The sequence below is a fragment of the Kribbella pratensis genome, from assembly GCF_004366075.1.
GTDB lineage: Bacteria > Actinomycetota > Actinomycetes > Propionibacteriales > Kribbellaceae > Kribbella > Kribbella pratensis.
In genome coordinates this window covers 19,921-45,185 of the sequence record NZ_SODU01000007.1, presented here as the reverse complement: position 1 = coordinate 45,185, position 25,265 = coordinate 19,921, and the positions used below count along the sequence as shown (strand labels likewise).

Genomic DNA, 25,265 nt, shown 5'->3' with positions numbered 1-25,265 from the left:
CCACAAGCCCTCATCGCCTTGACCATGCTCACCCTCGGCGGCTACCGACCACCCCTCCCAGGCCGCACCTGACCCACACATCAGACAGAAGACCCGGTTATCCGCTCGTGTGTTGGGTTCTCCCCTCGTGTACGAGCAGAGAACCCTGCAGTCGAGGGGTTATCCCCTCGAATGCACCCGAAGGCATCGCGGCGTTCGAAGGGGGCGATTGGGTGTGTGTTAGTCGTCGTACGCCGAGAGGGCGTCGCGGGCTGTGGCGGCTATCTGGGTGGTGAGGTCTGGCGGGTCCAGGACTGTGGCGGCTCCGCCGAGGCGGAGGACCAGGCGCTGGAGCCAGGCGGTGTCGGCGACGCGGAGTTTGACGATGAGGGAGTTGTCGGGGCCCTCTTCGACGGACTCGTTCGGGTAGTACTCCGCGACCCAGCGGGCCGGCGGAGCGAGTCTCAGGGTCGCCAGCAGGTCGCGCTCCGACGGCTGGAACATCCCGTTGGACAGGTCTCGCGGCGTCGCCTCCGGCGGCGGCTCGCTCGGGAGGTCGAGCAGCTTGACCGCAGCGATCCGGTCCAGGCGGAACAGTCGCACGTCCTCGGCCAGGCGGCACCAGGCCTCCAGGTACGTGCGTCCCTCCGACACGACGAGCCGCATCGGGTCCACGTCGCGCTCGGTCGTCTCGTCCCGCGACGGTACGTCGTACGTCAGATGCAACCGCCGCTTCGTGGCCAGCGCGCGGTTGACGATCTCGGCGATCTCCGGTGCGGCCGGCTCGACGTGAACGTGCGCGGCCGCACCCTCACTCGCCGCCGCGGCCTCCCCGGCGGCCCGCTCCAGCTTCGCGATCGCGCGGTCGACCGCGTCCCGGTCCGGACCACCTGTCACCTCGCGCAGCGTCCGCAGGGCGGTCAGCAGCGCCAGCGCCTCCGCCGCGGCCAATCGCAGCGGCCGTGCGAGGTAGTCCGCGTTGTTGATGTGGATGACCCCGTCGCCCTCGGCCGCCTCGATGTCGATCTCGATCAGATCGCCCATCTGCGCACCCGGCAGCCCGCAGAACCACAGCACCTTCAGGTCCGCGATGATCTGCTTCGGCCGTACGCCGAACTCCTTGGCGACGTCGTCGACGCGAGCACCGTCGTTCTCCCGCAGGTACGGCACCAGCGCCAGCAACCGCTGCACCTGGTCACGTGCATTGCTCATGCCCCGGCCACCGTCCGCAGCCGCCATAGCACGCCGTCCAGTACGTCGCCTGGTCCCTCTACGACCGCGTCAGGTCCGTACGACGCGATCTCCTCGGCCAGCACCGATGAGTCGGCGTACGGGACGTGCAGCAGGTCCCAGCCCTCCTCGTACGGCTCGATGGCGTTCGCGCGGCGCCGCAGGCTCACACACGACCCGGTCCGCGCTCGCACCTTCGCCTCCGAGGTCGGCCGTGGCGGGGCCAGCTCGGTCACCAGCGACCGCAGGTCCGTCCCCTCGGGCACGGTGAACGCACCCGGCTCCCCCACCGTCTTCACGTCCCCGCCGATCCGGGACATCCGGAACATCCGGGTCGCCTCGCGATCGCGGTCCCGTCCGACGACGTACCAGCGGCCGTGCCAGGAGACGATCCCCCACGGCTCGAGTGTCCGCGTGGTCGGCTCGGACGCGCCGCTGCGCAGGTGCTGGAACCGCACCGCCTGCCGAGCCACGACAGCGGCCCACAGCGGATCGAAGGCCGGCTCCGACGCCCCGACGTGCGGCTCGATCGCGCTCAGCGCCGACTGGTCGGTCTGGATCCCGGCCGCCTTCAGCTTCAGCACCGCCGACGTGGTCGCCTCGGACAGACCGGCGTGCTGCCAGACCCGCGCGGCCACGCCGAGGACGGCGGCCTCGTCCGGCTCCAGGTGCACTTCGGGCAGCTCGAAGACGTCCCGGCGGATCCGGTAGCCGACGTCGTCGGAGAAGAACTTGTCGATCGTGCCCATCTCGATCGGGATGCCGAGATCGCGCAACTCGTCCTTGTCGCGCTCGAACATCTTCTCGAAGGCGTCGTCGGTCTGTCCCGCGTACCCCTCGACGACCTCGCGGATCCGCTCCTTGGTCACATAGGTGCGCGCGACCAGGAGGCAGATGACCACGTTGAGCAGTCGCTCACTCTTCCGCGCCGACACCCGACCACCTTACGGCCTCGGGGCGTCCAAAACCCGCCTTTCCGCACCAGAACTTCGAACACCGGTTCGACCCAGTAGTGTCGGGCTGTGATTCGGTGGCGGGACGGTGTGGTGGCGCAGGTCGGGCGGAGCTGGGCCGGTGCGCTGGAACTGACAGTGATGGTCGGCGAGCAGCCTGTGCGCGCGCTGGCCTACCCGGACCTGGTCGGTACGCCGGTAGCCGGTGACCGCGTGCTGCTCAACGTGGGCGCGCTGGACCGTGGCCTGGGCACAGGGGGGTACGCGTTGGTGGTCGCCGTACCGGACCGGCTGCCGGAGGATCCGCCGGAGCGCGGGCACCTGGTGAAGGCGCGGTACACGCCACTGCAGGCGATGGTGCTGGGTGCGGACGAGCAGGACTCCCCCGATCACGACGTACTGCGGGACGCAGACGACCTCTTCGGTACGCCGGTAGTCGTCGCGGACCTGCACTCCGCCCTCCCTGCCGTGCTGGCAGGTGTGTACGAGGCGCGGCCGACCACACGGGTGGTCTACGTGATGACGGACGGCGGTGCGCTGCCACTGGCGTTCTCGCGGAGTGTCGCGACCCTGCGCGACGCCGGTTGGCTCAGCGGCACCGTGACCGTCGGCCAGGCGTACGGCGGTGACCGCGAGGCGGTGACAGTCCACACCGGGCTGTTGACCGCCGTACACGTCCTGGCCGCGGAGCTGGTCGTCATCACTCAGGGCCCGGGCAACCTGGGCACAGGTACTCGCTGGGGGTTCTCCGGCGTGCAGTCGGGTGAGGCGGTCAACGCAATCGGCACACTGGGCGGCCGGGCCGTCGCCTCGCTCCGGATCTCGGAGGCGGACCCGCGTCCACGCCACCGTGGCATCTCGCACCACAGCCTCACCGCGTACGGTCGCGTAGCGCTCCAGCCGGCCGATGTCGTCGTACCGGATCTTTCCGGCGACTTCGGTGACGCCGTACGGGACGCTGCCGAGCCGTTGAAGGCACGGCACCGCGTGGTGCGTGTAGGGGTCGACGGGCTGTACGACGCACTACAAGCGGCCCCCATCAAGCTGTCGACCATGGGCCGCGCCCTGGACGAGGACCGCGCCTACTTCGAGGCCGCTGCGGCCGCAGGCCGGCACGCCGCGCGTCTGGTGGATGTACCACCACCTGGAGTGGGGTCGCAGTACTCCTGACCGGACGGGCTCCCGCGGCGACAGTTGGTGGTATGAACAGCACCAAGCACCGCGCTCTCACGATTCACGACGTCGCCCGTCCCCAGCCGCCGCTGGCGGTCCGGGGCGCGACGACCCTGTGGTTCACAGCCGTCGGTGCCGGTGTCGCCGAGTCCGTGCTCGGAGTTGCCGGCGCGATCGCCGACGGCTCCTCCGTCCTCGGCCTGCTCGTCCAGATCGCCTTCCGCGCAATCGTGTACGGCGGCTTGTTCGTGGTCATCGACCGCTACTTCCGCCCGGGTGTCCGCTGGTCCCGCTGGCTGCTCACCGTCCTGCTCGGCACCGTCGGCATCGCCTCGCTGGCGATGGGGCCGGTCGGCTGGTTCTTCCGCGACGGCGACTTCGGCGCGCTCGACTGGTCGGCGTTCTTCATCGCGTTCGGCGCGATCCGCTGCGTCCACGTCACCGCGGTGATCACGGCGATCGTCCTCAGTTTCCACACCGACGCCAACCGGTGGTTCAGCGGCCGCCCGGTCCGGCGTACCCGCTGAAACGCCGAAGGACCGGCCTCCCGAGATGGGGAGCCGGTCCTTCGAGGTTCAGGCTGCGACTACTGGCCGGTCTGCTTCGGGGCCGGGAAGGCGTTGAGGACGTCGATCACGGCGAATGCGTTGACGGCCTTGCCTGCCTGGTCCTTGGAGGCGGGGAGCTCGACCAGCACGCGGCTGCCGACCGGGATTCCGGCGAACCCGTCCAGCGGGCCGGGTTGGGCGCCGCCGACCGTCGGGAGCTGGTCGGTCGGCGCGGCCGGCTGCGCGGGGCTCTGCGCGGTCGCGGGCTGAGCGTCCCAGGTGCTGGCCTGCTTCTTGCCGGTGTAGTCGTAGATGACGAACCGGCCGACCAGCTGGTCGCCCTTCTCGATCGGCTTGCCCTTGCCCTGCGCGAACACGACCGGCTTGCCCGGCTTCGCCGGCGGCTTGGTGCCGGCCGGAACCGTCACGGTCGGCGCGGCGTTCAATGGGCCGGAGACCTTGATCTTGGTCGGTGCCGACGGGGTGACCGGGTCGGCGTTCAGCTGGGTGTCGTTGCCGGCCGCGGCGACCAGGTCGACGACGAAGATCAGCGTGTCGTCGCCCTTGATCCCCGCCTTCTCGTTGCCCTCGGACTTGTAGCCCTTGTCGGACGGGATCGACATCAGCACGCGGCTGCCGATCTTCTTGCCGACCAGGCCCTCGTCCCAGCCGGAGATGACGCCGCCGACGCCGATCGGGAACGACGACGGCGCTCCGCGGTCGTAGGAGTTGTCGAAGACCTTGCCGTCGCGCCAGATCTGGCCGAGGTAGTTCGCGGTGAGCAGCTCGCCCTTCTTCACCTCGGGACCGTCGCCCTCCTTGAGGACCTCGGTCACCAGCTGCTTCTCCGGGTCGCCGTCGCGGTGGGTGATGGTCGGCTTCTGCCCGAAGTCCGAGGTCACCTTGATACCGCCGGCCCCGAATCCGTTGTCGCCACACGCGACCAGGGACGCCCCCAGCGCCGCGACTACGACGAAACTCAACAACTTGCGCACGAAACCAGCACCTCGAACCATCCCGGCGCCTAGTGCGCCGATTGCCTCCGGTCAACAACGCGGACCACCCTAGCTTGCGGACTCAACTGGGTGATCGGGCGCGTGCGTCACCGTTGCGTCACACCACGTACAGTCACAGCGACTCAGAAACCGACAGCGTTGTGCGGAGCACGGTCCGGGCGCAGCAGCGCGTCCAGACGTGACACTGCGCCGGGCGTGCGCTCTACGATGCGTCCGGCGTACGAGAGCTCGCTTGCGCGGACTCCGCCGAGGTACAGCGAGCCCAGCTCGTTCACGCTCAGGCTGAGGTCCGGTTCCGCGTTGACTGCGGTGCAGACGGCTCCGTCCGGTGCTGCGTCCAGCCTCCAACGACCGGCGCCGTACAGGTCGTCGGAGACGTCTAGCACGAGTGAATCGGTTGCCGCATAGGTGCGGGCTTCGAGAGCACGCCGTACGTCGAGAACGCGCAGCCAGAGGTTGTCCCGGGTCCGGGTGAGCTTGAGCGCTCGCGGGTTGGTCAGCATCCACCGCAGCGGCTCGTCGACCGGTCGCCTCGCGGCCACGACGCGCTTCGTGAGGTCGAAGTCCAGCAGCAATCCCCACAACGCACGGTACGCATCCGACGTCAGCGCCTCGATCGCCTCGACCTGCAGTACGCCGGCCTGCTCCGGGTCCGGCGACCACGGCAACCGGAAGATCGCGGCACCGTCCACCGCCCCGGTCGCGTCGTGATGCAGGAGGTGATGCGCCGGCCCGGACCCGTCAGCGGGCAACCCACCGCCTGCGAGCCCGTCCCACTTGCCCGGCAGCGGGCTGATCTCTCCGACCCGCTCTGCGCGCATCTGCTCGTGCAGTACCGGCCACGCCTTCGCGGCCTCCGCTCCGTCCACCAGGTCGAGTGAACCCGGGTCCGCGAACTCGGAGCGGAAGGCGACATCGGTACGGCGTACCTCCCATCGGTGCTGGAACGTCGCGGGCGAGAACCCGTAGCGCCCGTAGATGGTCGCCTCGCTCGCGCTCAGCCCGGCCAGGAACTCACCGCGCTCGCGGCAGTCGTCCAGCATCGCCGACATGATCTTCCGCAGCAGTCCACGCCGCCGGTACGTCGGCACCACAGCGGTTGATGTCACGCCGCCAAGGGCTACCTGTTGTCCGCCGGGGACGGTGACCTGCACCGAGACGATCGCCGACGCGCCTGCGATCTTACCGTCGACGAACGCCGCCTGTGGCCGGAACCAGTCCGTCAGGAGCTCCTGGGCGTCCCGCTCCAGCTCGTCCGCCGACTTCGGGACCTGTGGTGGCCAGGCTGCGCTACCGGCGTACCAGGCAGACGGCTCAGGCTCCTCCTGCGGGAAGCCGTTCACATACGGCAGCACCCGCAGGTACTCCTTCGCCTCGGCCTGGGTCACAGGCCTGATGTCACTCGCCATGCGCCCTTTCTAAGCAGCGCACAGCGACCAAGCATGCTATTTAGCCAGGACCTACATGCTGGCGATGAGCTTCTCTACGCGCTCGTCGTGGGCGCCCACCCCAGCTTTTCTTTCTTCTACATGCTGGCGATGAGCTTCTCGACGCGCTCGTCGTGGGACTTGAACGGGTCCTTGCACAACACCGTCCGTTGCGCCTGGTCGTTGAGCTTCAGGTGCACCCAGTCGACGGTGAAGTCCCGCCGCCGCTCCTGGGCGCGCTTGATGAACTCGCCGCGCAGCCGCGCCCGGGTGGTCTGCGGCGGCACCGACTTGGCCTCGAAGACCCGCAGGTCGTCGACGACCCGGGTGACCGCTCCCCGGCGCTCGAGCAGGTAGTACAACCCGCGCGGCCGGTGGATGTCGTGGTACGCCAGGTCGAGCTGCGCCACCCGCGGGCTGGCCAGACCGAGGTTGTTCTGCGACCGGTACCGCTCGATCAGCCGGTACTTGATCACCCAGTCGATCTCGCGCTCGATCCCGGACAGGTCGCCGGACTCGATCGCCTTCAGCGTCCGCTCCCACAGCGACAGCGCCCGCTCGACGGCCGGCGTCCCCAGCTCGCGGCGGTCGACGAAGTCGCGCGCCTTGGTCAGGTACTCCGTCTGGATGTCGAGGGCGCTCGCCTCGCGGCCGTTCGCCAGCCGCACCTCGCGGCGGCCGGACATGTCGTGGCTGATCTCGCGGATCGCCCGGATCGGGTTGTCCAGGGTCAGGTCACGCATCACGATGCCGGCCTCGATCATCCGCAGCACCAGGTCGGTGCTGGCCACCTTGAGCAGCATCGTGGTCTCGGACATGTTCGAGTCGCCGACGATCACGTGCAGCCGGCGGAACCGCTCGGCGTCCGCGTGCGGCTCGTCGCGCGTGTTGATGATCGGCCGGGACCGGGTGGTCGCGCTGGAGACCCCTTCCCAGATGTGCTCCGCGCGCTGCGACACGGAATACACCGCGCCGCGCGGCGTCTGCAGCACCTTGCCGGCGCCGCAGATCAGCTGCCGGGTGACCAGGAACGGGATCAGCACGTCGGCCAGCTTGGCGAAGTCGCCGTGCCTGCTGACCAGGTAGTTCTCGTGGCAGCCGTAGCTGTTGCCGGCCGAGTCGGTGTTGTTCTTGAACAGGTAGACGTCGCCGAAGATGCCTTCGTCGTGCAGCCGCTTCTGCGCGTCCACCAGCAGGCCTTCGAGGATCCGCTCGCCGGCCTTGTCGTGCGCGATCAGGTCGGTGACCGAATCGCACTCCCCGGTCGCGTACTCCGGGTGGGAGCCCACGTCGAGGTAGAGCCGCGCCCCGTTGCGGAGGAAGACGTTGCTGCTCCGTCCCCAGGACACGACCCGCCGAAACAGGTACCGCGCCACCTCGTCCGGGGTCAGTCGCCGCTGCCCGCGGAACGTACAGGTGACGCCGTACTCGTTCTCCAGACCGAAGATTCGCCGGTTCACATCACCCACACTACGGCGCACTTCCGACAACCGGGTGATGTCTCAGGCGCGCCGTCGTACGGCGTTATCCCTTTGATGCCCGCAACAATGGGGCGTCCGCCCGCATCGATCACTCGGAGGCACCATCTCCGACCAGACTGAGAAGGGCGAAAACGATATGAAGAAGAACAGGCGCGCGCTCGGTGCGATCGCCACCGGGGCGCTCGCTGCGGGCACCCTGATGACCGTGGGAGGCACCGCACCGGCCACGGCCGCACCAGCCGGCACGGCCGCTGCCTGCTCGCTGCGACTGGGCTCGGTTACCCCAGGTGGCGACCACACTCTGCAGACCATCACCGCAGCCCCTTCCGCCAGTGTCCGGCGGCTGGGCCCGATGAACCTTTACCCGGACGGGCAGGCACATCTGCCCACCTCGGTGCGCACCGAACTGGTGGTACCGGCCGGCGAGCAGCGCACCGGCCTGGTAGCTCTCGGGGCGCGTATGTACGGCACCAGCTACATCACCGACGGCACCGGAACCTCCGTCGTACCGGGCACCGTCAAGCAGACCCTGGTCGGTGGAGGCTGGGACGAGCTGCACAAGTACGTCGAGCTCAGCCGGTACTCCGTGGCCGGCTTCAGCCGGTCCAACGTCTACTCGCTGATCAATCAGTTCACCGACGGCCTGATTGCTCGCTGGACGGTCACTCCGAGCGGCTGGAAGTACTACACCACCTTCGGCGGCTTCGGCTCGGTCAAGACGATGACGCTGATCGGTCAAGGCCGTGCGTACGACACGTTCCTGGCGACGACGAACGGTGGCGCGCTCTACACGGTCCAGGTGCCCACGGGCTCCGGGAAGCCGGTGGTGACGAAGATCCGCACCTCGACCTGGCAGAGCTTCGAGACACTCATCGCCGAGAAGTGCGGCAACTACGGCACCCTGCTGCTCGGCATCGACAAGGACACCGGTGCGGGTTACCTGTACGCCGTCAGCCACGCCAACGGCGCCGCTACGGTCATCAAGGGTCTCGGCAAGGTCCCGACCACCTTCCCGGCCGCAGACTCGTACTTCCGCTACTACACGGCCGGCACCCAGCTGACCGGCGCCTGATCATCACTGGCATCTCCACCCGGGGCTGGAAGTCCGGGTGGAGATGCCGATGGCTCAGCCGACCTGCGGTTTCCATCGTGCCAACGTCGTCGGCATGAGACGACGAACCTTCCTCACCGCCACCGCCGCCTCCGCTCTGACAGGTGCACTCCCACTCTCAGCGTCCGCGGCCACCGACCTGACACTCCGTCTGCCCGCTCCCACCGGCAATTGGCACGTCGGTACGACGACCCGTGCCCTGGTCGACCCGGACCGCTCCGACCCGTGGAACGGCTCACCCACCCGTGAGCTCGCGCTGACGGTCTTCTACCCGGCCACCGTCGTACGCGGGTACCAACGGGCATCACAGCTCGCACCGGCCGCTGCAGAGGTCTTCAAGGGTCTGGACGCCGGCGTGCTGCATCCGGAGCTGCCGACCAGTGGAGTGAACTGGGCCGCCATCCTGACCCACTCGTACGTCGACGCACCGGCACTGCCCGGACGGCGGCCCACGCTGCTCTACAGCCCAGGTGGTGCAGACCCACGGACCATCGGCACCTCGGTGGCGGAAGAGCTCGCCAGCCACGGGTACGTCGTACTCACAGTGGACCACCCGGGTGAGGCGAGTGAGGTTGTGTTCCCGGACGGGCGGCTACGGGTCATCGAGATCGGTCCGGACGTGCAGACGGACCCAGTGCAGTCGCGGCTGATGATGGACACGCGTTTCGCCGACATGCGGTTCGTGCTGAACCACCTGTCGGATCTGCATGAGTCGATCGACCTGCGGCGTGTTGGTGTCTACGGGCACTCAGCTGGAGGTGCAACCGCCGCAGTGTCGCTGGAGCACCCGCGGGTCCGTGCCGCCGCCAACCTGGAGGGCTACCTGGACACGCTGGACGGTGAGCTCTACCCAATCGCTCGGCACGGCACGCGCAAGCCGCTCCTGCTCGCTGGGACAGACGGGTTCCGGGACGAGCGTTTCGACCGCACCTGGTCAGCTGTGCTCTCACAGGGCGGTCCGGTACGGCGGGTGCAGCTGTCCGACGCGAACCACTGGATCTGGACGGACTACGCCGCGTTCGCGCCGCAACTGCAGTCCGCCGGCCTGATGACGGCTGCCGCGCGAGCCAAGCTGGTCGGTACGCCGCGCTGCGGCGTACCCGCCGTACGGCGATTGGTCCGGGAGTTCTTCGACCGGTCCCTAACCTTTTCGGGATAGTCGGCATCGAGGTGGATGACACGACTCCTCGAAGGGGGCTGCATGATCAGAAGGCGGATCGCCGCGGGTGCGCTGGGCGCGGCGATGACGGCGGCAGCGCTGGTGCCGGTACCGGTACAGGCTGCGGCGGGGCAGGCGAGCGCGGCCTGTTCGATGACGCTGGGCACGGTGACCGTGCAGGGCGACCACAAGTTCCAGCGGATCACCGCGACCGCGCCCGTGACGGCGTCACCGCCCAGCATCGGGCCGAAGGCGTTGTTCCCGGTCGACTCGGTTCGGCTCGCGACGTCCGTCGGCTGGGAGCCGGATCCGCCGGCCGCCATCCTGGACCGGGGGTACGTGGTGATGGGGACGGACCTCTACCGGTTCAGCTACGCCACCGCCAACGGTCAGCTCGACCCTGACTCGGTCCAGAAGACCAGGGTGGGCGGTGGTTGGATCCACCAGACGTACCTGGAGCAGTCGACCTATTACGGTCCTACGACGCGTAGGAATGCATATGCGTTGCAGGGCGACGTCGTCACGCGCTGGACCGTGGAGGGGTCCGTCTGGCGCAACAAAGCGACGTACAGCGGGTTCTCGGCGGTGAAGACGATGACACTGATCAGTCAGACCCGCGGCTACGACACGTTCCTCGCCAACACGCGCGGCGGAGCGCTGTACACGATCCGCATCCCAGTGAGCGGCGCACCGGTTGTGAAGAAGGTGCGTGCGTCGACGTGGCAGGGGTTCGAGACGCTCATCGCCGAAAAGTGCGGCAACCAGAGCACGCTGCTGCTGGCCATCGACAAGGACACGCGGCGCGGCTACCTGTACGCCGTCGGCCACGCCAACGGCACCGCCACGGTCATCAAGGGTCTGGGGCAGGTGGGCGACCAACTCGCCGCACCTGAGGACAAGACGTACTTCCGGCACTACCCCGGCAGCTCAGAATCCAACGTCCTACTGTACGGAGAGTGACCGAGATGATCAGGAAGCGTGCTGCGGGGTTCCTGGGGCTGGCGATGGCTGCCGGGGCACTGGTTCAGGCAGCGCCCGCCACAGCAAGTACTACTGACGCGGCAGCTGTGCCGTTCTGTCAGCTGGTGCTGGGCTCGACCACCAGCGGAGGGGACCTCATCGTGCGGGGTCTGTACGGAGTGAGTCCGCCGGGCGCCAGCCCGAGCACGTGGGGCGGCAAGGACCTGCTGCCGGACAACCAGCTCCGGGTCGCCAGTGGGATCGGCACACAGACGAACGCCGAGCAGACGGGTGAGGGCCGGCGGCAGTACGTCGTCCTCGGGTCCACCCTGAACCTGCTGACCTACACGGCGAACGGGTTCCCCAGCGAGGTCGATCCGTCCACCGTGAAGCGAACCCCGATCGGCGGCGGCTGGGGCGATGTCCGCTACCTCGAGAGCTCCCGGTTCAACCGCGACAGCACACTGGTCCGCCAGAACATGTACGCCGTCCTGGGCGACAACATCGTGCGCTGGAACGTCGTCGACGGTACGTCGTTCAGCCGGAAGACGTCGTACGCCGGGTTCAGCGCGGTCAAGACGATGACGCTGATCAGCCAGACCGCGACGTACGACACGTTCCTCGCCAGCACGCGCGCGGGGGCGCTCTACACGATCCGGATCCCGCTGACCGGCAAGCCGGTGGTGAAGGTCGTGCGGCGATCCACCTGGCAAGGGTTCGAGGCGCTGGTCGCGAACAGCTGCGGCGAGAAGACGATCGTGGTGGGCGTCGACAAGGAGACCGGGGCGCCGTACCTGTACGAGTTCGGGCACGCCAACGGGACGGCGACCGTGATCAAGGCGTTCGGCAAGGTGCCGCGCACGTTCAGCGAAGTGGCGTACTCCCGGCTCTACCAGGACAACCAGGCCTACGAGCAACTGTTCGGCGAGTAGACCCGGCCCCGGTCAGAGGTCTACGAGGTCGAGGAGTTGGCCTAGCTCGGGTGGGTCGAGTTCGCGGAGCTCTCCGGTGTGGAGGTTGCCGCGGCGGACCGGACCGATCGCGGTACGGGTCAGCCGCTTCACCGGGTGACCGACCGCGTCGAACATCCGGCGGACGATCCGGTTGCGGCCCTCGTGGAGTGACATCTCCACGAGGGTGCGGCCGGGCACCGTCGAGACGATCTTCACCGTGTCCGCGCGGGCCGGGCCGTCCTCGAGCTCGACACCGTCCAGGAGCGCGCGCAGTACTACGGGCTTGACGTTGCCCTCGACCTCGGCGACGTACGTCTTGGAGACCTCGTACGACGGGTGCGCGAGGCGATGTGCGAACTCGCCGTGGTTCGTGAGCAGCAGCAGACCTTCGGTGTCGGTGTCGAGCCGGCCGATGTGGAACAGCCGCTCGGGCCGGTCCTCCACGAAGTCGGCGATACACGGGCGCCCCTGCGGGTCGGACATCGTGGTCACGACGCCGCGGGGCTTGTTGAGGACGAGATACACGTTCGCGCTCACCGGCGGAATCCGCGCACCGTCGACCCGGATCACCGCCGTCTCAGGATCCACCCGGACCCCGAACTCCGTCACCACCCGCCCGTCGACCTCGACCCGCCCCTCCTCGATCAAGATCTCCGAGTTCCGCCGCGAGGCGACGCCCGCCCTAGCCAGAACCTTCTGCAACCGAACCCCGCCGTCATCCCCCATCTCGCACCCCCGCCTCCACACCCAGATCCCCAGCGTCCGCGTCTGCACCCTCTTCAGCGTCCACGTCGTCGGACTCCACGTCCACGCCGTCCGCAGCTGCCTCGCCAGAGCCGCTGTCCGTCGCACCCGCAGGAGGCTCCTCGCTCACCTCAACCGCACCAACCTCCGCGCCCTCCGCGCCCACTTCGGCGTCCTCGGCGTCCTCGACGAAGGTGCTGTCCGCGGCAGGTGCTGTGGCGTCGTCCGACCCCTCAGCCTCACCGGCCTCGTCTGCTGATGACTGCGGGTCGGGCGTGGGGGCGGGTTGGAGGGTCTGGGCGGCCAGTTCGTCCTCGATGTCGTCCATGTCGGGGAGGTACGGGGCCAGCTCGGGGAGGTCGTCGAGGGACTGCATGCCCATGCGTTCCAGGAAGTACGTCGTCGTGCGGTACAGGGTCGCCTGCGACTCGGTGTCCGAGCCGGCCTCCTCCACCAGACCGCGGGCGACGAGCGTACGCATCACGCCGTCCACGTTCACCCCACGAATCGCGGAGACACGCGCCCGGCTGACCGGCTGCTTGTAGGCGACCACAGCGAGGGTCTCGAGCGCAGCCTGCGTGAGGCGTGCCTGCTGACCGTCGAGGACGAAGCGTTCGACGTACGGCGCGGCTTCGGCGCGGGTGTAGTACCGCCAGCCGCCGCCCACCTCACGCAGGTCGAATCCACGCCCCTGCTCGGTGTACTCCGCCGCCAGCTCCTCGAGCGCTGCAGCCACATCACCCGTCGGCCGGCCGACCGCACGAGCCAACGTCAGCACCGGTAACGGCTCGTCGGTCACCATCAGGATCGCCTCGAGCGCCCGCCGCATCGTCTCGTCGTCGACAACAACCTCGTCCCCGACGGGCACCGCCGTCTGCCCCGTCGGCAGATGCTCCTCGTCCTCCCCACCCGCCTCGTCGGGTTGGGGAGAGTTACCTGCCGATTCGGGGGCAAAACCCTCCCCAACCACCTCGTCCGACACTCCCGACTGCTCCACGGCATCGGAGGTGGTGGTCGCGTCGGGGGTGATCGTCGGGTCGGGGGTGGTGGACGGCTGCGCCTCGGTGGACGTTGTGTCCTCTGGAGTGGAGGGCTCGTGGGAGTTGGTCACTGGTTTGCCGTCTCGGATTCGTCTGGGGCGGGTTCGTGGATGTCGGATTCGTCGGTGAGAATCTCACCGGGTTCGAGGAAGTGCGTATCGTCCTCGACGACCGGCGCCTCGCCGGTCTCGTCGGCGGGCTTCGGTTCCTCGTCGAACTCGTCGCTGACGGCGATCTCACCTTCGTCGGTCCCGGTCCACCGAATGGTCAGCTCGCCCAACGGCGTGACCTGGTCGAACGTCACGGCCGCCTCGCGGAACAGCTCCAGCAACGCCAGGAACCGGCACACCGTAGTGACAGTGTCCGGCGAGTCAGCCACCAGCGACCGGAACGTAGCGCTCCGCTGCCGCCGCAACCGGTCGACGATCACCTCCGCCTGCTCCCGAACAGTGACAGCCGGCGCGTGCAGGTGCGCAAGCGAAACCCCAGGAGGTACGTCGTCCTTGGGCGCCATCGCCTTGGCTGCCAGCGCTGCCAACCCGGCCGGGTCAATCCCCAGCAACACCTCAGGCAGCAGCTCCGCGAACCGCGGCTCCACCCCCACAGCCCGCGGGAACCGGCGCGACTCGACCGCCATCCGCTCCTGCACCAGTGCGGCGATCTGCTTGAACGCCCGGTACTGCAACAACCGCGCGAACAACAGATCCCGTGCCTCGAGCAGCGCGAGGTCCTCGTCGTCCTCGACCTCGCCCTTCGGCAGCAACCGCGCCGCCTTCAGATCCAGAAGCGTCGCCGCGATCAGCAGGAACTCCGACGTCTGGTCGAGGTCCCACTCCGACCCCAGCGCCTTGATGTGCGCGATGAAGTCGTCCGTGATCACCGATAGCGCGATCTCGGTGATGTCCAGCTTGTGCTTCGAGATCAGCTGCAGGAGCAGGTCGAACGGCCCCTCGAAGTTCACCAGGTGAACACTGAACCCCTTGCCCTCGGCAACAGCCGGGGCAGCGTCGGTGCCCAGGTCCAACGGCAACGAGTCCGAGGAGGACACGGTCACTCCGACGCCTTCAGCCGCCGTACCAGCACCGAGTCCGGCCCGTGGTCGACGAAGTCGGCGAGCAGGACGTCGATCGCCTCGCGGACGATCCGGCCCCGGTCGGCCGTCAGGCCGTGCTCCGCGCGCAGCGCGAGTCTGGTCTGTTCCAGGCCGAGCAGCTCCTCCTCCGTCACGTACACGGTGATCTTCGTGTCGTGACGGATCCGACCACTCGACTTCCGGTCGTCGACGACCGCGGTCCGGGACCGCACAGTCGAGGACGGTCCGTCGGTGGTGGTGCGCTTCTCGGGTCTGGTCTGCTTCGGTGCCGCACCCCCGAAGAGTTCACTGGCACCTGGCAGGCTCACCCGGCGGGACAACGCGCCAGCACCTCCTTGGCAAGGTCGCGGTACTGCGTGGCCGCTTGGGACGATGGCGCGTACGTCGTGATCGGTTCGCCGACGACCGTGGTCTCGGGGAACTTGACGGTACGCCGGATGACGGTGTGGAAGACGCGCTCGTCGAAGGCCTGGACCACCCGGTCGAGGACCTCCCGGGCGTGCGTCGTGCGCCCGTCGAACATGGTGCCGAGGATCCCGACGATCTCCAGCTTGGGGTTCAGCCGGTCCTGCACCTTGGCGATCGTGTCGGTGAGCATCGCCAGGCCGCGGAGCGCGAAGAACTCGCACTCGAGCGGTACGACGATGCCGTTCGACGCGGTCAGCGCGTTCACGGTGAGGAGGCCGAGCGACGGCGCGCAGTCGATCAGGATCACGTCGTACAACGGGATGATCGGGTCCAGCACCCGCTGCAGCGTGTACTCGCGGGCGACCTCCTGGACCAGCTGGACCTCGGCCGCCGACAGGTCGATGTTGGCCGGCAGCAGGTCGAGGTTCTCCACCCGGGTCGGCTGGATGACCTCGTCCGGGGTGATGTCGCGCTGCATCAGCAGGTTGTAGACCGACAGCTCGAGGTCGTGCGGCTGGACGCCGAGACCGATCGAGGCGGACCCCTGCGGGTCGAAGTCGATCAGCAGCACCTTGCGACCGGTCTCGGCGATCGCCGCGCCGAGGTTGATCGTGGTGGTGGTCTTGCCCACGCCGCCCTTCTGGTTGCACATCGCGATCACCTGCGCCGGGCCGGTCTTGGTCGGGGGCTGTGGCGTCGGCAGGTCCGGCAGCGGCCGGCCGGTCGGCCCGATCCTGTGCCTCGGGCCGTTCGCGTCGTTCACGGGTGCAAGGTCCTCCGCGGTGAGCTTGGCCGTCGGCTTCGGCATCTCCGCATAGTTGTCGGGCAGGGCGCGCGCCGGCGCGGGGGCCGGACGGGGCGGTTCGCTGGGTGGCGTGCTGATCGGCTGGACCGGCTCCGGGGCGGGAACGTGTCCCGGAAGGTGGCCCATCACGTGTTCGGTGCCCGGGAATGTCGACTCGTTCATGACTCGTCAAACCTTTCAACCGATACGGGCGATCCCAGCGACTGTAAGCGTGCATTCAAGCACTCTCAACCAGCCACTCCGCACCGGGGTGGGGCTGTTTGTCGACAAAGCTCCGAACTCGGCCGATCACTCTCCCCGGATCACCGGCCGTGACGAGATGATCGCACGCCGTCCACGGACTCAGCGCACCGGGGTGGCCCTCAGGAGGACAGCGCCCGCGGGTGTGAGGTGGCGTAGACCTCGCGGAGCTTGTCGACCGTCACCAGCGTGTAGACCTGCGTCGTCGTCACCGACGCATGTCCCAGCAACTCCTGGACCACACGTACGTCGGCGCCGCCGTCGAGCAGATGTGTCGCGTACGAGTGCCGCAGTGTGTGCGGGGAGATTTCCTTCGAGATCCCGGCCCGCTGGGCAGCACGACGCAGTACCGTCCAAGCGCTCTGCCGGGACAGGCGCCCGCCGCGGGCGTTCAGGAACAGCGCAGGGGTGCCGCGACCCCGTGACACCAACTCAGGGCGCCCACGGACCAGGTACGCCGACAGCGCTTCACGGGCGTAGGTGCCGACAGGTACTACCCGCTCCTTGCTGCCCTTACCGCGCAGCAGTACCGCACCGGCGTCCAGATCGATGTCGTCGACGTCCAGCCCAACCCCCTCCGAGATACGGGCGCCAGTGCCGTACAAGAACTCCAGCAACGCCGCATCCCGTGTTGCCAGTACAGCGGGCTCAGCCTCGGCCCCAGCGGCCGCCGAGAGGATCCTGGTCACCTCGTCGACAGACAGGGCCTTTGGCAGCCGCTGCGGCGGCGCAGGTGGTTTCACCGCCGCCGCAGGGTCCACTGCGGTCAGTCCCTCGCGCACACAGAACTTGTGGAAGCCACGGACCGCCACCACGGTCCGCCCCGCACTGGACGCGGTCAGTGGCGGGTGGTCGGCGTCGCCCTCGCGCAATCGCATCAGGAAGTCGCTGACCACAGCCTCCGTGATCCGGCCGAGGTCGTCGATCTCCGTGGCCGCGAGGTAGCCGACGTACCGGCGTAGGTCACGCCGGTACGACGCCAACGTGTTGGCGGCCAGGCCGCGCTCGACGGTGAGGTGGTCGAGGTACGCGCTGACCGCCCGTGCGATGTTGCCCCGAGAGATGTTGCTCAGACCAGCACCTCGTCGAGCTTCAGCTGCGACAGGTCGTGTGCCTCCGCGACCGGACCGTAGGTGACGTGCCCGTCGAACGTGTTCAGGCCGAGCGCCAGGCTGTGGTCCTGCTTCAGCGCCTCCCGCCACCCGAGGTTCGCCAACTCGATCGCGTACGGCAGCGTCACGTTGGTGAGCGCGTACGTCGACGTGTTCGGCACCGCGCCGGGCATGTTCGCGACGCAGTAGAACAGCGAGTTGTGGACCTTGTAGACCGGGTCGGCGTGCGTGGTCGGACGCGAGTCCTCGAAGCAGCCGCCCTGGTCGATCGCGATGTCGACGAGCACGCTGCCCGGCTTCATCCGGCTGACCATGTCGTTGGTCACCAGCTTCGGCGCCTTGGCACCGACGACCAGCACCGCGCCGATGACCAGGTCGGCTTCCAGAACAGCCTTCTCGATCTCGAACGCGTTCGACGCGATCGTCAGCAGATGGCCCTGGTAGATCTGGTCGGCCAGCCGCAGCCGCGCGATGTTGCGATCGAACAGCTGCACCTGTGCCTGCATACCGAGGGCGATTGCGGCAGCGTTCATCCCGGAGACACCGGCACCGAGGATGACCACGCGAGCCGGATGTACGCCGGACACGCCGCCGAGCAGCACGCCACGGCCGCCGCCCTGCGCCATCAGGTGGTACGCCCCGGACTGCGGCGCCAGCCGGCCCGCCACCTCGCTCATCGGCGCCAGCAGCGGCAGAGTGCCGTCCGGCAGTTGCACCGTCTCGTAGGCGATTCCGGTGACACCCGACTTCAGCAGCGCCTCGGTGCAGTCCTGGCTCGCGGCAAGGTGCAGGTAGGTGAACAGCACCTGGTCCTTGCGCATCCGGTGGTACTCCTCCGCCACCGGCTCCTTCACCTTGAGCACCAGCTCCGCGTCGGCCCAGACATCGTCCGCTTCTGGCACGATCCGCGCCCCGGCGGCGACGAACTCGTCGTCCGGGATCAGCGAACCGTTGCCCGCCCCCTGCTCGATCAGAACCTCGTGCCCGCTCCGCACGAACTCGTGCACACCGGACGGGGTGATCGCCACCCGGTACTCGTGGTTCTTGACTTCTTTCGGTACTCCGACCTTCACAACTCGCCCTTCTTTCACGCTCCAGGTGTGCGGCTCACGTCGTTGTGTCCGCGGCCCGGCGGTTGAGGGGTATGCCGCTAGGTCGCTGCCGAGTGTAAGCCCGCGGGGTTCATACCAGCCGATCGGATGGTCTGATCGTCACGCGACACTCTGCGAGTGCCCCGGCATTAATCCAATGGAAGCATTCCGGCAAAAATGAACCGGTCGTTTCATGCACTTCTCAACTACTTGGCCGGCTGACGTGGCAACGATCATTGACGGGCATTCGTAGCCGTCGGGGATGCTGTGGAATGGCGCCCGCCCGCCCCGGGTTGCCCGCCGAGGGACGTCCGACGAGAAGGAGTACGCAGTGGCGATGGAACTGGGACGGTACGGGATCTGGCACGGCGGCCAGCATTACGGCCCGGAGCTCGCGGCCGGACTGGAGCAGGCGGGGTACGGCACGCTGTGGCTGGGCAGCTCGCCCGAGGCCGATCTGCGCGACGCCGAGGTGTTGCTGGCCGCAACGAGTTCCGTTGCCGTCGGCACCAGCATCGTCAACATGTGGAAATCGCCGGCGGCCGACGTCGCGGGGTCGTACCACCGGTTGGAGGAGGAGCACCCGGGGCGCTTCCTGCTCGGCGTCGGGATCGGCCACCGGGAGGCGACCGGCGAGTACAAGTCGCCGTACCGGACGATCGTCGGTTACCTCGACGAACTGGACGACGCGAAGGTGCCGGCCGACCGGCGGGCGCTGGCCGCGCTCGGGCCGAAGGTGCTGCAACTGTCCGGTGCGCGGGCGGCGGGAGCGCTCCCCTACCTGACCACCGCGGAGCACACCCGGGAAGCGCGCCGGATCCTCGGCGGCGGGGTGCTGCTCGCACCGGAGCAGATGGTCGTGCTCGAAACCGATCCGGAGATCGCGCGCGCGACGGCCCGCGACCGCTTGGCGCCGTACCTGCAGCTGAGCAACTACACGACGAACTTCGAGCGGCTCGGTTTCACCGACGACGACTTCGCCGACGGCGGCAGCGACCGGCTCGTCGACGCGATGGTGCTGCACGGCTCCGCGGTCGAGATCGCGGCCGGCCTGAAGGCCCATCTGGACGCCGGCGCGGACCACGTCGCGATCCAGCAACTGGGCCATGAAGGCATCGATCTGCTGCCCGGATACGAGGCGTTGGCAACCGTTCTCCAGTAGCGGTGTGCGCTGCCGTCCGACGACGCGCCTGTTCGCCGGACGGCACCCTCTTGACGGCCGCTCGGAGCGGAGGAATATCAGCAGTAGACGCACCATATTTCGTGGTGCGCACACTGGAGGTGTTTCCCCATGACTGAGCGACACGAGTTGCGTTGGGGCGGCTTCGCCGGGTTGGCCTTCGTCGTCCTGGCACTCCTGGGCAGGTTCCTGCCCGGCAATCCACCGACCGTCGACGACTCCCAGACCACGATCACGGCGTGGCTGAGCGACAACCGCGGCATGATCCTGGCCAGCGCGCTGATGTGGGCCGCAGCGGGCGGGTTGGTGATCTGGTTCGCGTCCGCCTTCGCCGAGGCGATGCGTGAGCGCGACGAGCGCAGTGACGTGCACCTGGCACTGCTCGCCGGTTCGGTGCTGGTGGGTGGTGCGATCTTCGTGAACGCCGCGCTCACCGGTGCGACCGCTTTCGGTATCGACGGCCGCGACGCCGGGGTGACGATGGCGATGTACGAGACCACCTCGGTGATGACCACGATGATCGGCTTCGCCGCGGCGCTGCCGTTGGCCGCGGCCGGCCTGGGTGTGATGCGGACGCACCTGATGCCGAACTGGCTCGGGTATCTGGCGCTGCTGGCAGCCGTGGTGTCGTTCGCCGGTTCGTTCGGTGTGTTCGCCTCCGACGGCGCGTTCGTTGCCGGCGGCTTCCTGATGACCGGCATCCCGTTGCTGCTCTCCGCTGTGTGGATCGCCTGCGCCGGCGGCTACATGGTCCGCGAACACCTCCCGGAGGTCACAGCAGGCGAGGGCATCGTCCCGCAGATGTAGAGCCAGGGTCTAACGCATCGTGAAGTCGGCGAAGTCGAAGCCCGGTGACACGATGCACGACACCAGCACCGCCTCGTCACCCACGGGCCGGGCCGCCTGCCACGCGCCCGCAGGTATCACCACCTGCGGGCGCTGCCCGGCACGCACGTCCGGACCGAGGATGACCGTCTGATCGTCGTACTCCAACGTCAACGGCCCGCCCGAGTGCCACAGCCAGAGCTCCGTCGACCGCACCCGGTGCGATCGCGACTCCTCCCCCGGTGCGAGTAGGAAGTAGATGGCGGTCGCGCTGGCACGAGTTCCGTCATACCCCGCTGGCTCGAACTCGACCGGCGAGCGCCACGTCTGCCGGTACCACCCGCCCTCCGGGTGCGGTTCGAGATCCAGCAGCGTGGCGAGTTCCGCCGCAACAATCCGACTCTGTTCCATGCCCCGATTCTCCGGCAGAGTGCGGTCCATGACCGATCTGCCCTCCGACTACCACCGGCGGCTTCCGTACGGCGAACGCGTGTCGGCCGAACCGTTGCTCGGCGAACCGTTCTTCCCGTTCGAAGGCGACCTCCAGGTCGTGCCGCTGGCCGATCCCGTGCTGCCCGAACCACCGCGACGCGGCGAGGACGGCGGCCCGCCGTGCCTGAAATGTGCGGATCCGGACCGGTCCGTGATCTGGCGCGACGACCAGTGGGCGCTGAAGGTGTTCGAGCCTACCGGCCTGCCGCTGGTCGCGCTCCTGGAGCCGCACGAGCACTACCGCCTCGACAATCTGCCTCCGGAGCTGACCGCCACCCTCGGCTCGATGATCCAGCGCGTGGCGAAAGCGATCCAGAGCATCGACAGCGTCGGCCGGACGCATTTCAGCCGCTGGGGTGACGGCAGCGAGCACTTCCACCTGTGGTTCCTCGCCCGCCCCCTCGGCATGATGCAACTCCGCGGCGCGATGATCGCCGCCTGGGACGACATGCTCCCGAAGATCCCCGCCGGCGAATTCACCGCGAACAGCCGGCTGGTCGCCGCCGCCCTCGCGGAGGACGGCGGCGAGGCCGTGGGTTCAGCGGGAGCCGAGTGACCGCGCGACGATGATGTCGGTCCTGCGCACCGGCGGGCCGTCGACCGGTGCCGGGTCGTCGGGCGTCGGTGCGATCCCGCCGGCCGCCACCCGGTCGAGTGTGGCGAGCCCGAGGCGGTCGACCGAACCGAAAACGGTGTAGTCCGGCCGCAGCCGCGAGTCCCCGAAGACCAGGAAGTACTGCGACCCGTTGGTGTTCGGGCCGGCGTTCGCCATCGCCAGCGTGGCGCGGGCGTACACCTTCCGCGTCCCGGTCGGGTCGTCCGGCCAGTTCGGCAGGTCGGTGGGCAGCTCGTCCTTGTACGAGTAGCCCGGCCCGCCCTCGCCAGTACCGCTCGGGTCACCGCACTGCAGCACCTTCAGCGTCGGGTACAGCGTGAGCCGGTGGCAGGTGGTGAAGTCGTAGAACCGGCTCTTCGCCAGGTGCAGAAAGCTCTGCACCGTGCACGGCGCCTTCGCGCGGTCCAGCGACAGCAGCATCGGTCCCTGGCTGGTCGCGACGACGACCTTGACGATCCCCTTGTCCGGTGTGGGTTCCGGGTCGGGCGGTAGCGACACCGGACGGGCAGGCGGCTCGTCGGGCGTCACCGTGTAGCCGCATGGTCCTTTGGTGCTCCCCGGCGTACCGGCAGCGTCGGCCGGTGCTGTGGCGACCAGCAGACTGGCCCCTGTCAGCACTGTCAGCGCTGCTATCACGATGGTTTTCCTCATCAAGAATTCCCTCCCGCAACGGTGAAGAGTCTTAGGTCACGATTCTCGGGCAGCGTGATGCTGACCGGGGTCTGCGTCAACGTCACAGGTGCCGTGGCGAAGATGTGCGTGGTGACGTTGTCCTTTCCGCCGCCGGACTCGTTGCGGTACGGCGTGGTTGCGACGATCACGTTGCCGTAGTGGAGGGTGTCGCCGCCACCGCCCAGGGTCCAGTCGCTGAAGGACAGGTCGATCTGCGACGTCGTACCGTCCGCGTAGTTGAGCGTCGCGGTCGTCTGCTGATTGCCGTTGACCGCGCTGCCGATGAAGGACAGCTTCGTCGTACCGGCGGGCAGGTTCAGGTTGAGCAGCTGTCCGTCGGCCGGCACATTGTCCGGGTCGCCGGCGGGTACGTCGGGCCACGTGAAGCTCAGGCCCTGGACCGTCCCTGTGCCGCCTGCGGTCAGACCGGCTGCGGCCAGCGCCTGACGTGAGTAGCTGACGCCGCCGCCGTCGTAGTCCGCCTCGGTGTGGTCGCTGCTGTCATCAGAGATGCCCACGCCTTCACGTAGTACGAAGAACGAGTTCGGTTGCCCCACGACCACAGTGAAACCGACCTGTGGCAAGGCGGTTCCGTCAGCCGCCTTCATCTCCACTGTGACGGGGTAGCGGCCGTCCGGCGTACCAGCGGCGGCCGTGATCGTCACTGACGCGCTACCGACCTTGTCGACGTGGAACGTGCCGGTAGTAGGTGTCGCTGTGAGACCAGCAGGTGTTTTCAACGTGTAGCTGACATCCTGCGCCGTACCGCTCAGCCGGTGAGCCTGCAGCGCTACGGGTGCACTAGTAGTGCCAGGCGCGATTACCACGCGGCTGGTGTCGGTAGAGGTCTGGAACGGGATCTCGCCGGTCCGCCAGGACGGCGGTGCGTCCTTCGCACCCCAGGTCTTGTTGGGCGTCATACCGAGTGTGAAGTCCAGCGTCCCACCACGCTGCACGAACGACTCCGGAAGCCACGGCTTGGTCGAGGTCTTCCCGTTCACCTTCAACGACTGCACGTACTGCGCATCCGCACCCGGAGCGTTGATCCGGATGGTCTTGCCGTCCCGGTGGATCACCGCCCGCGGGAACAGGGGTGCCGCGACCTGGAGCTCCGCACGGCTCGGTACGTCCGGGTAGAGGCCCAGTGCGGTCCACACGTACCAGGACGACATCGCCCCGAGATCGTCGTTCCCCGGGATCCCACCGGTGCTGGTGTTCCACAGCTGGTTCATTGCCTGCCGCAACGTCTCCTGCGTCTGGTACGGGCGGCCGGTGTAGTTGTAGATCCAGGGCGTGTTGATCGACGGCTCGTTGTCCATCTCGGCATGCAGTTCGCCCGCACCGGTCAGCGCCCAGGTCCCGTCCGGGTTCTTGAAGAACGCATCCAGCCGCTGGTTCACGGCGTCCGTACCGCCCATCGCGTCGACCAGACCGGCCCGGTTGTGCGGCACCATCCAGCTGTACTGCGCACTGCTCCCCTCGGCGAACCCGTCGTACGTCGACGGCGTGAAAGCCGGCCAAGCGCCGTTGTCGTCCCGGTTCTGGATGAAGCCGCCGTTGGCCGGGTTGAACACGTTCTGCCAGTACTGCGACCTGGTGAGGAACTTCTCGTACGTCGACGTGTCGCCGGTCCCCTGAGCCAGCCGGAGCGCGAGCTGAGCCAAGGCGAAGTCGTCAGTCACGTCCTCGAGCGTCTCGACCGCACCACCCCAGGCGTTGGACTTCGTGGGGATGTAATGCAGCGCCAGGTACTTGTCCAGCGACGGGCGCTGCCCGATCGACATGACCGGCTTGCCGGCCGAGCTGAGGTCCTTCGCGGTCGGCACGGTCGCTGCCTTCACCAGCGAGCGCAGTGCGCCGCGGGCGTCGAAGTTCGTACCACCGAACGCGTAGATGCCGGCCACAGCTGGTGCGGACGGGTCGCCGGTCATCACCGCCGTACTGCCGGACGCGTGCGTCCATCGGTCCCAGATGCCGTCGTTCTGCGTGGCCTGGTTCAACAACGACTGCGCGATGTCTCCGGCGCGCTCGGGCTCGAGCAATGTAACTAGTTGCAGCTGCGACCGGTAGACGTCCCAACCGGAGAACGTCGCGTACTGCGCCTGCTGCCCGCGCGCGAGGTAGTGCGGTTTCTGGTCGAAACCCCAGTACTGACGGTTGACGTCGCTGAACACGTTCGGGTGCAGCTGGGCGTGGTACAGCGCGGTGTAGAACGTGGTGCGCTGGTCCGTCGTACCGCCGGTGATCTCGATCCGGTGGAGCTGCTTTCGCCACGTCTGCTTGGCTTTCGCGGCCGTGACGGCGACCGACGTACCGCGCGGGTTCTCGGCGCGCAGGTTCGCCAGCGCGTTGGCGGTGCTCACGTAGGAGATGCCGATCCGCATCGTCACCTTGTCGCTGTCGAACCCGACGTACCCGCCGGATCCCTTGTTCGGCGGCATCCACCCATCGGCGCCGTACGTCGTACCGCCGCGAGCGCTCGTGCTGCCCGGAGTCACCGTGGTGTCGGTCCAGGTGCCCTGGTTCGTGAAAGGCTGGTCGAACTCGGCGACGAAGTGCAGCGTGTAGTAGCTGCGCTGCCCGACGCCGGCCAGGTAGCCGCAGAAGTTCCCGCTCGTCACCGACCCGCTGACCGTGCGACGGGCCGCGTCGATGCCGACCTGCGCGTCACTGGACCCGACCTCGGAGTTCGACGTACGGAACATCAACGTCTTGGCCTTGTCCGCCGGGAACGTGAACGCCGCCGACCCGGTCCGTGTGGTCGCACTCAACTCCGCGGTCACGCCGGAGTCCAGACCGACTTTGTAGTACCCCGGCTTCGCGACCTCGTTCGCATGGCTGTACGTCGACGCGTAGAGCTCGTCCTTCGCATCACTCTGCGGCGAACTCGTCACCTCACCCGCCAACGGGAAGATCGGGATGTCTCCCGATCCACCCGCACACCCGGTGCCGCTCAT

24 protein-coding genes are annotated in these 25,265 nt (G+C 68.2%); 9 read left to right on the top strand and 15 right to left on the bottom strand.

What is annotated here, in order from left to right; translation table 11 throughout:
• Positions 1-219: 219 nt before the first annotated feature.
• Both EV137_RS40325 and EV137_RS40320 read right to left on the bottom strand, forming a co-directional pair.
• Positions 220-1,191, bottom strand: coding sequence for a helix-turn-helix transcriptional regulator (locus EV137_RS40325; RefSeq protein WP_134133448.1), 972 nt, complete (start codon positions 1,189-1,191; stop codon positions 220-222).
• The gene (locus tag EV137_RS40320) at positions 1,188-2,144 is read right to left on the bottom strand and encodes a helix-turn-helix transcriptional regulator (RefSeq protein ID WP_133787977.1); all 957 of its coding nucleotides are present in this window, start codon (positions 2,142-2,144) and stop codon (positions 1,188-1,190) included. The genes EV137_RS40325 and EV137_RS40320 overlap by 4 nt, the downstream gene beginning before the upstream one ends.
• 87 nt (positions 2,145-2,231) lie before the next feature.
• On the opposite strand from EV137_RS40320, the gene EV137_RS40315 reads away from it, so the two are divergent.
• A complete protein-coding gene (locus EV137_RS40315; protein WP_134133446.1) occupies positions 2,232-3,332 on the top strand; it encodes a DUF3866 family protein in 1,101 nt (366 codons plus the stop codon).
• Positions 3,333-3,364: 32 nt separating this feature from the next.
• Positions 3,365-3,862 carry a hypothetical protein gene (locus EV137_RS40310; RefSeq protein WP_134133444.1) on the top strand — a complete coding sequence of 166 codons (498 nt, stop codon included), beginning with the start codon at positions 3,365-3,367 and terminating at the stop codon, positions 3,860-3,862.
• A gap of 59 nt (positions 3,863-3,921) precedes the next feature.
• Here EV137_RS40310 and EV137_RS40305 read toward each other — a convergent pair whose 3' ends face one another.
• From EV137_RS40305 to pafA, 3 genes are all read right to left on the bottom strand, one after another.
• Positions 3,922-4,878 carry an FKBP-type peptidyl-prolyl cis-trans isomerase gene (locus tag EV137_RS40305; RefSeq protein ID WP_133787974.1) on the bottom strand — a complete coding sequence of 319 codons (957 nt, stop codon included), beginning with the start codon at positions 4,876-4,878 and terminating at the stop codon, positions 3,922-3,924.
• Between the two features lie 143 nt (positions 4,879-5,021).
• Positions 5,022-6,308 carry a GNAT family N-acetyltransferase gene (locus EV137_RS40300; protein ID WP_134133442.1) on the bottom strand — a complete coding sequence of 429 codons (1,287 nt, stop codon included), beginning with the start codon at positions 6,306-6,308 and terminating at the stop codon, positions 5,022-5,024.
• A gap of 116 nt (positions 6,309-6,424) precedes the next feature.
• A complete protein-coding gene (gene pafA / locus EV137_RS40295; RefSeq protein ID WP_130387242.1) occupies positions 6,425-7,786 on the bottom strand; it encodes a Pup--protein ligase in 1,362 nt (453 codons plus the stop codon).
• Positions 7,787-7,943: 157 nt separating this feature from the next.
• Between pafA and EV137_RS40290 the strand changes: the two genes are divergently transcribed.
• The 4 genes from EV137_RS40290 to EV137_RS40275 all read left to right on the top strand — a co-directional run bounded on the left by EV137_RS40290 (position 7,944) and on the right by EV137_RS40275 (position 11,969).
• Complete coding sequence (locus tag EV137_RS40290) at positions 7,944-8,879, top strand: hypothetical protein (RefSeq protein WP_238175882.1); 936 nt, start codon at positions 7,944-7,946, stop codon at positions 8,877-8,879.
• A 94-nt stretch (positions 8,880-8,973) separates the two neighbouring features.
• On the top strand, positions 8,974-10,077 hold the full coding sequence (locus EV137_RS40285; protein WP_134133441.1) for an alpha/beta hydrolase: 1,104 nt from the start codon (positions 8,974-8,976) through the stop codon (positions 10,075-10,077).
• A 42-nt stretch (positions 10,078-10,119) separates the two neighbouring features.
• Entirely contained in the window at positions 10,120-11,037 is a 918-nt protein-coding gene (locus EV137_RS40280) for a hypothetical protein (protein WP_134133439.1), read from the top strand.
• Positions 11,034-11,969 carry a hypothetical protein gene (locus EV137_RS40275; RefSeq protein WP_134133437.1) on the top strand — a complete coding sequence of 312 codons (936 nt, stop codon included), beginning with the start codon at positions 11,034-11,036 and terminating at the stop codon, positions 11,967-11,969. The genes EV137_RS40280 and EV137_RS40275 overlap by 4 nt, the downstream gene beginning before the upstream one ends.
• A 12-nt stretch (positions 11,970-11,981) precedes the next feature.
• Here the strand turns inward: EV137_RS40275 and EV137_RS40270 are convergent, their stop codons facing one another.
• From EV137_RS40270 to ald, 7 genes are all read right to left on the bottom strand, one after another.
• Positions 11,982-12,716 carry a pseudouridine synthase gene (locus tag EV137_RS40270; protein ID WP_133787971.1) on the bottom strand — a complete coding sequence of 245 codons (735 nt, stop codon included), beginning with the start codon at positions 12,714-12,716 and terminating at the stop codon, positions 11,982-11,984.
• Positions 12,706-13,845, bottom strand: a complete 1,140-nt coding sequence (scpB, locus tag EV137_RS41920; protein WP_311136394.1) for an SMC-Scp complex subunit ScpB — start codon at positions 13,843-13,845, stop codon at positions 12,706-12,708. The genes EV137_RS40270 and scpB overlap by 11 nt, the downstream gene beginning before the upstream one ends.
• Entirely contained in the window at positions 13,842-14,828 is a 987-nt protein-coding gene (locus EV137_RS40260; protein ID WP_134010498.1) for a segregation and condensation protein A, read from the bottom strand. Before EV137_RS40260 ends, scpB begins: the two co-directional genes overlap by 4 nt.
• Positions 14,825-15,187 carry a hypothetical protein gene (locus tag EV137_RS40255; protein WP_134010496.1) on the bottom strand — a complete coding sequence of 121 codons (363 nt, stop codon included), beginning with the start codon at positions 15,185-15,187 and terminating at the stop codon, positions 14,825-14,827. Before EV137_RS40255 ends, EV137_RS40260 begins: the two co-directional genes overlap by 4 nt.
• Positions 15,172-16,242, bottom strand: a complete 1,071-nt coding sequence (locus EV137_RS40250; protein WP_305000167.1) for a ParA family protein — start codon at positions 16,240-16,242, stop codon at positions 15,172-15,174. The genes EV137_RS40255 and EV137_RS40250 overlap by 16 nt, the downstream gene beginning before the upstream one ends.
• A 200-nt stretch (positions 16,243-16,442) precedes the next feature.
• Positions 16,443-17,393 carry a site-specific tyrosine recombinase XerD gene (xerD, locus tag EV137_RS40245; RefSeq protein WP_134011437.1) on the bottom strand — a complete coding sequence of 317 codons (951 nt, stop codon included), beginning with the start codon at positions 17,391-17,393 and terminating at the stop codon, positions 16,443-16,445.
• The gene (gene ald, locus EV137_RS40240) at positions 17,390-18,505 is read right to left on the bottom strand and encodes an alanine dehydrogenase (protein ID WP_134133435.1); all 1,116 of its coding nucleotides are present in this window, start codon (positions 18,503-18,505) and stop codon (positions 17,390-17,392) included. Before ald ends, xerD begins: the two co-directional genes overlap by 4 nt.
• 355 nt (positions 18,506-18,860) lie before the next feature.
• Here ald and EV137_RS40235 point away from each other — a divergent pair, with 355 nt between their 5' ends.
• Entirely contained in the window at positions 18,861-19,685 is an 825-nt protein-coding gene (locus EV137_RS40235; RefSeq protein ID WP_134133451.1) for an LLM class F420-dependent oxidoreductase, read from the top strand.
• 129 nt (positions 19,686-19,814) lie between these two features.
• The gene (locus EV137_RS40230) at positions 19,815-20,510 is read left to right on the top strand and encodes a DUF4386 family protein (RefSeq protein ID WP_134010491.1); all 696 of its coding nucleotides are present in this window, start codon (positions 19,815-19,817) and stop codon (positions 20,508-20,510) included.
• 9 nt (positions 20,511-20,519) lie between these two features.
• Here EV137_RS40230 and EV137_RS40225 read toward each other — a convergent pair whose 3' ends face one another.
• Complete coding sequence (locus tag EV137_RS40225) at positions 20,520-20,939, bottom strand: cupin domain-containing protein (protein WP_134133433.1); 420 nt, start codon at positions 20,937-20,939, stop codon at positions 20,520-20,522.
• A 28-nt stretch (positions 20,940-20,967) separates the two neighbouring features.
• On the opposite strand from EV137_RS40225, the gene EV137_RS40220 reads away from it, so the two are divergent.
• Positions 20,968-21,576 carry a hypothetical protein gene (locus EV137_RS40220; RefSeq protein WP_134010487.1) on the top strand — a complete coding sequence of 203 codons (609 nt, stop codon included), beginning with the start codon at positions 20,968-20,970 and terminating at the stop codon, positions 21,574-21,576.
• On the opposite strand, the gene EV137_RS40215 is transcribed toward EV137_RS40220, so the two are convergent.
• Entirely contained in the window at positions 21,559-22,287 is a 729-nt protein-coding gene (locus tag EV137_RS40215; protein ID WP_134133432.1) for a peptidylprolyl isomerase, read from the bottom strand. The two genes, EV137_RS40220 and EV137_RS40215, sit on opposite strands and share 18 nt — an antisense overlap.
• A complete protein-coding gene (locus EV137_RS40210; RefSeq protein WP_255517884.1) occupies positions 22,287-25,265 on the bottom strand; it encodes a GH92 family glycosyl hydrolase in 2,979 nt (992 codons plus the stop codon). The genes EV137_RS40215 and EV137_RS40210 overlap by 1 nt, the downstream gene beginning before the upstream one ends.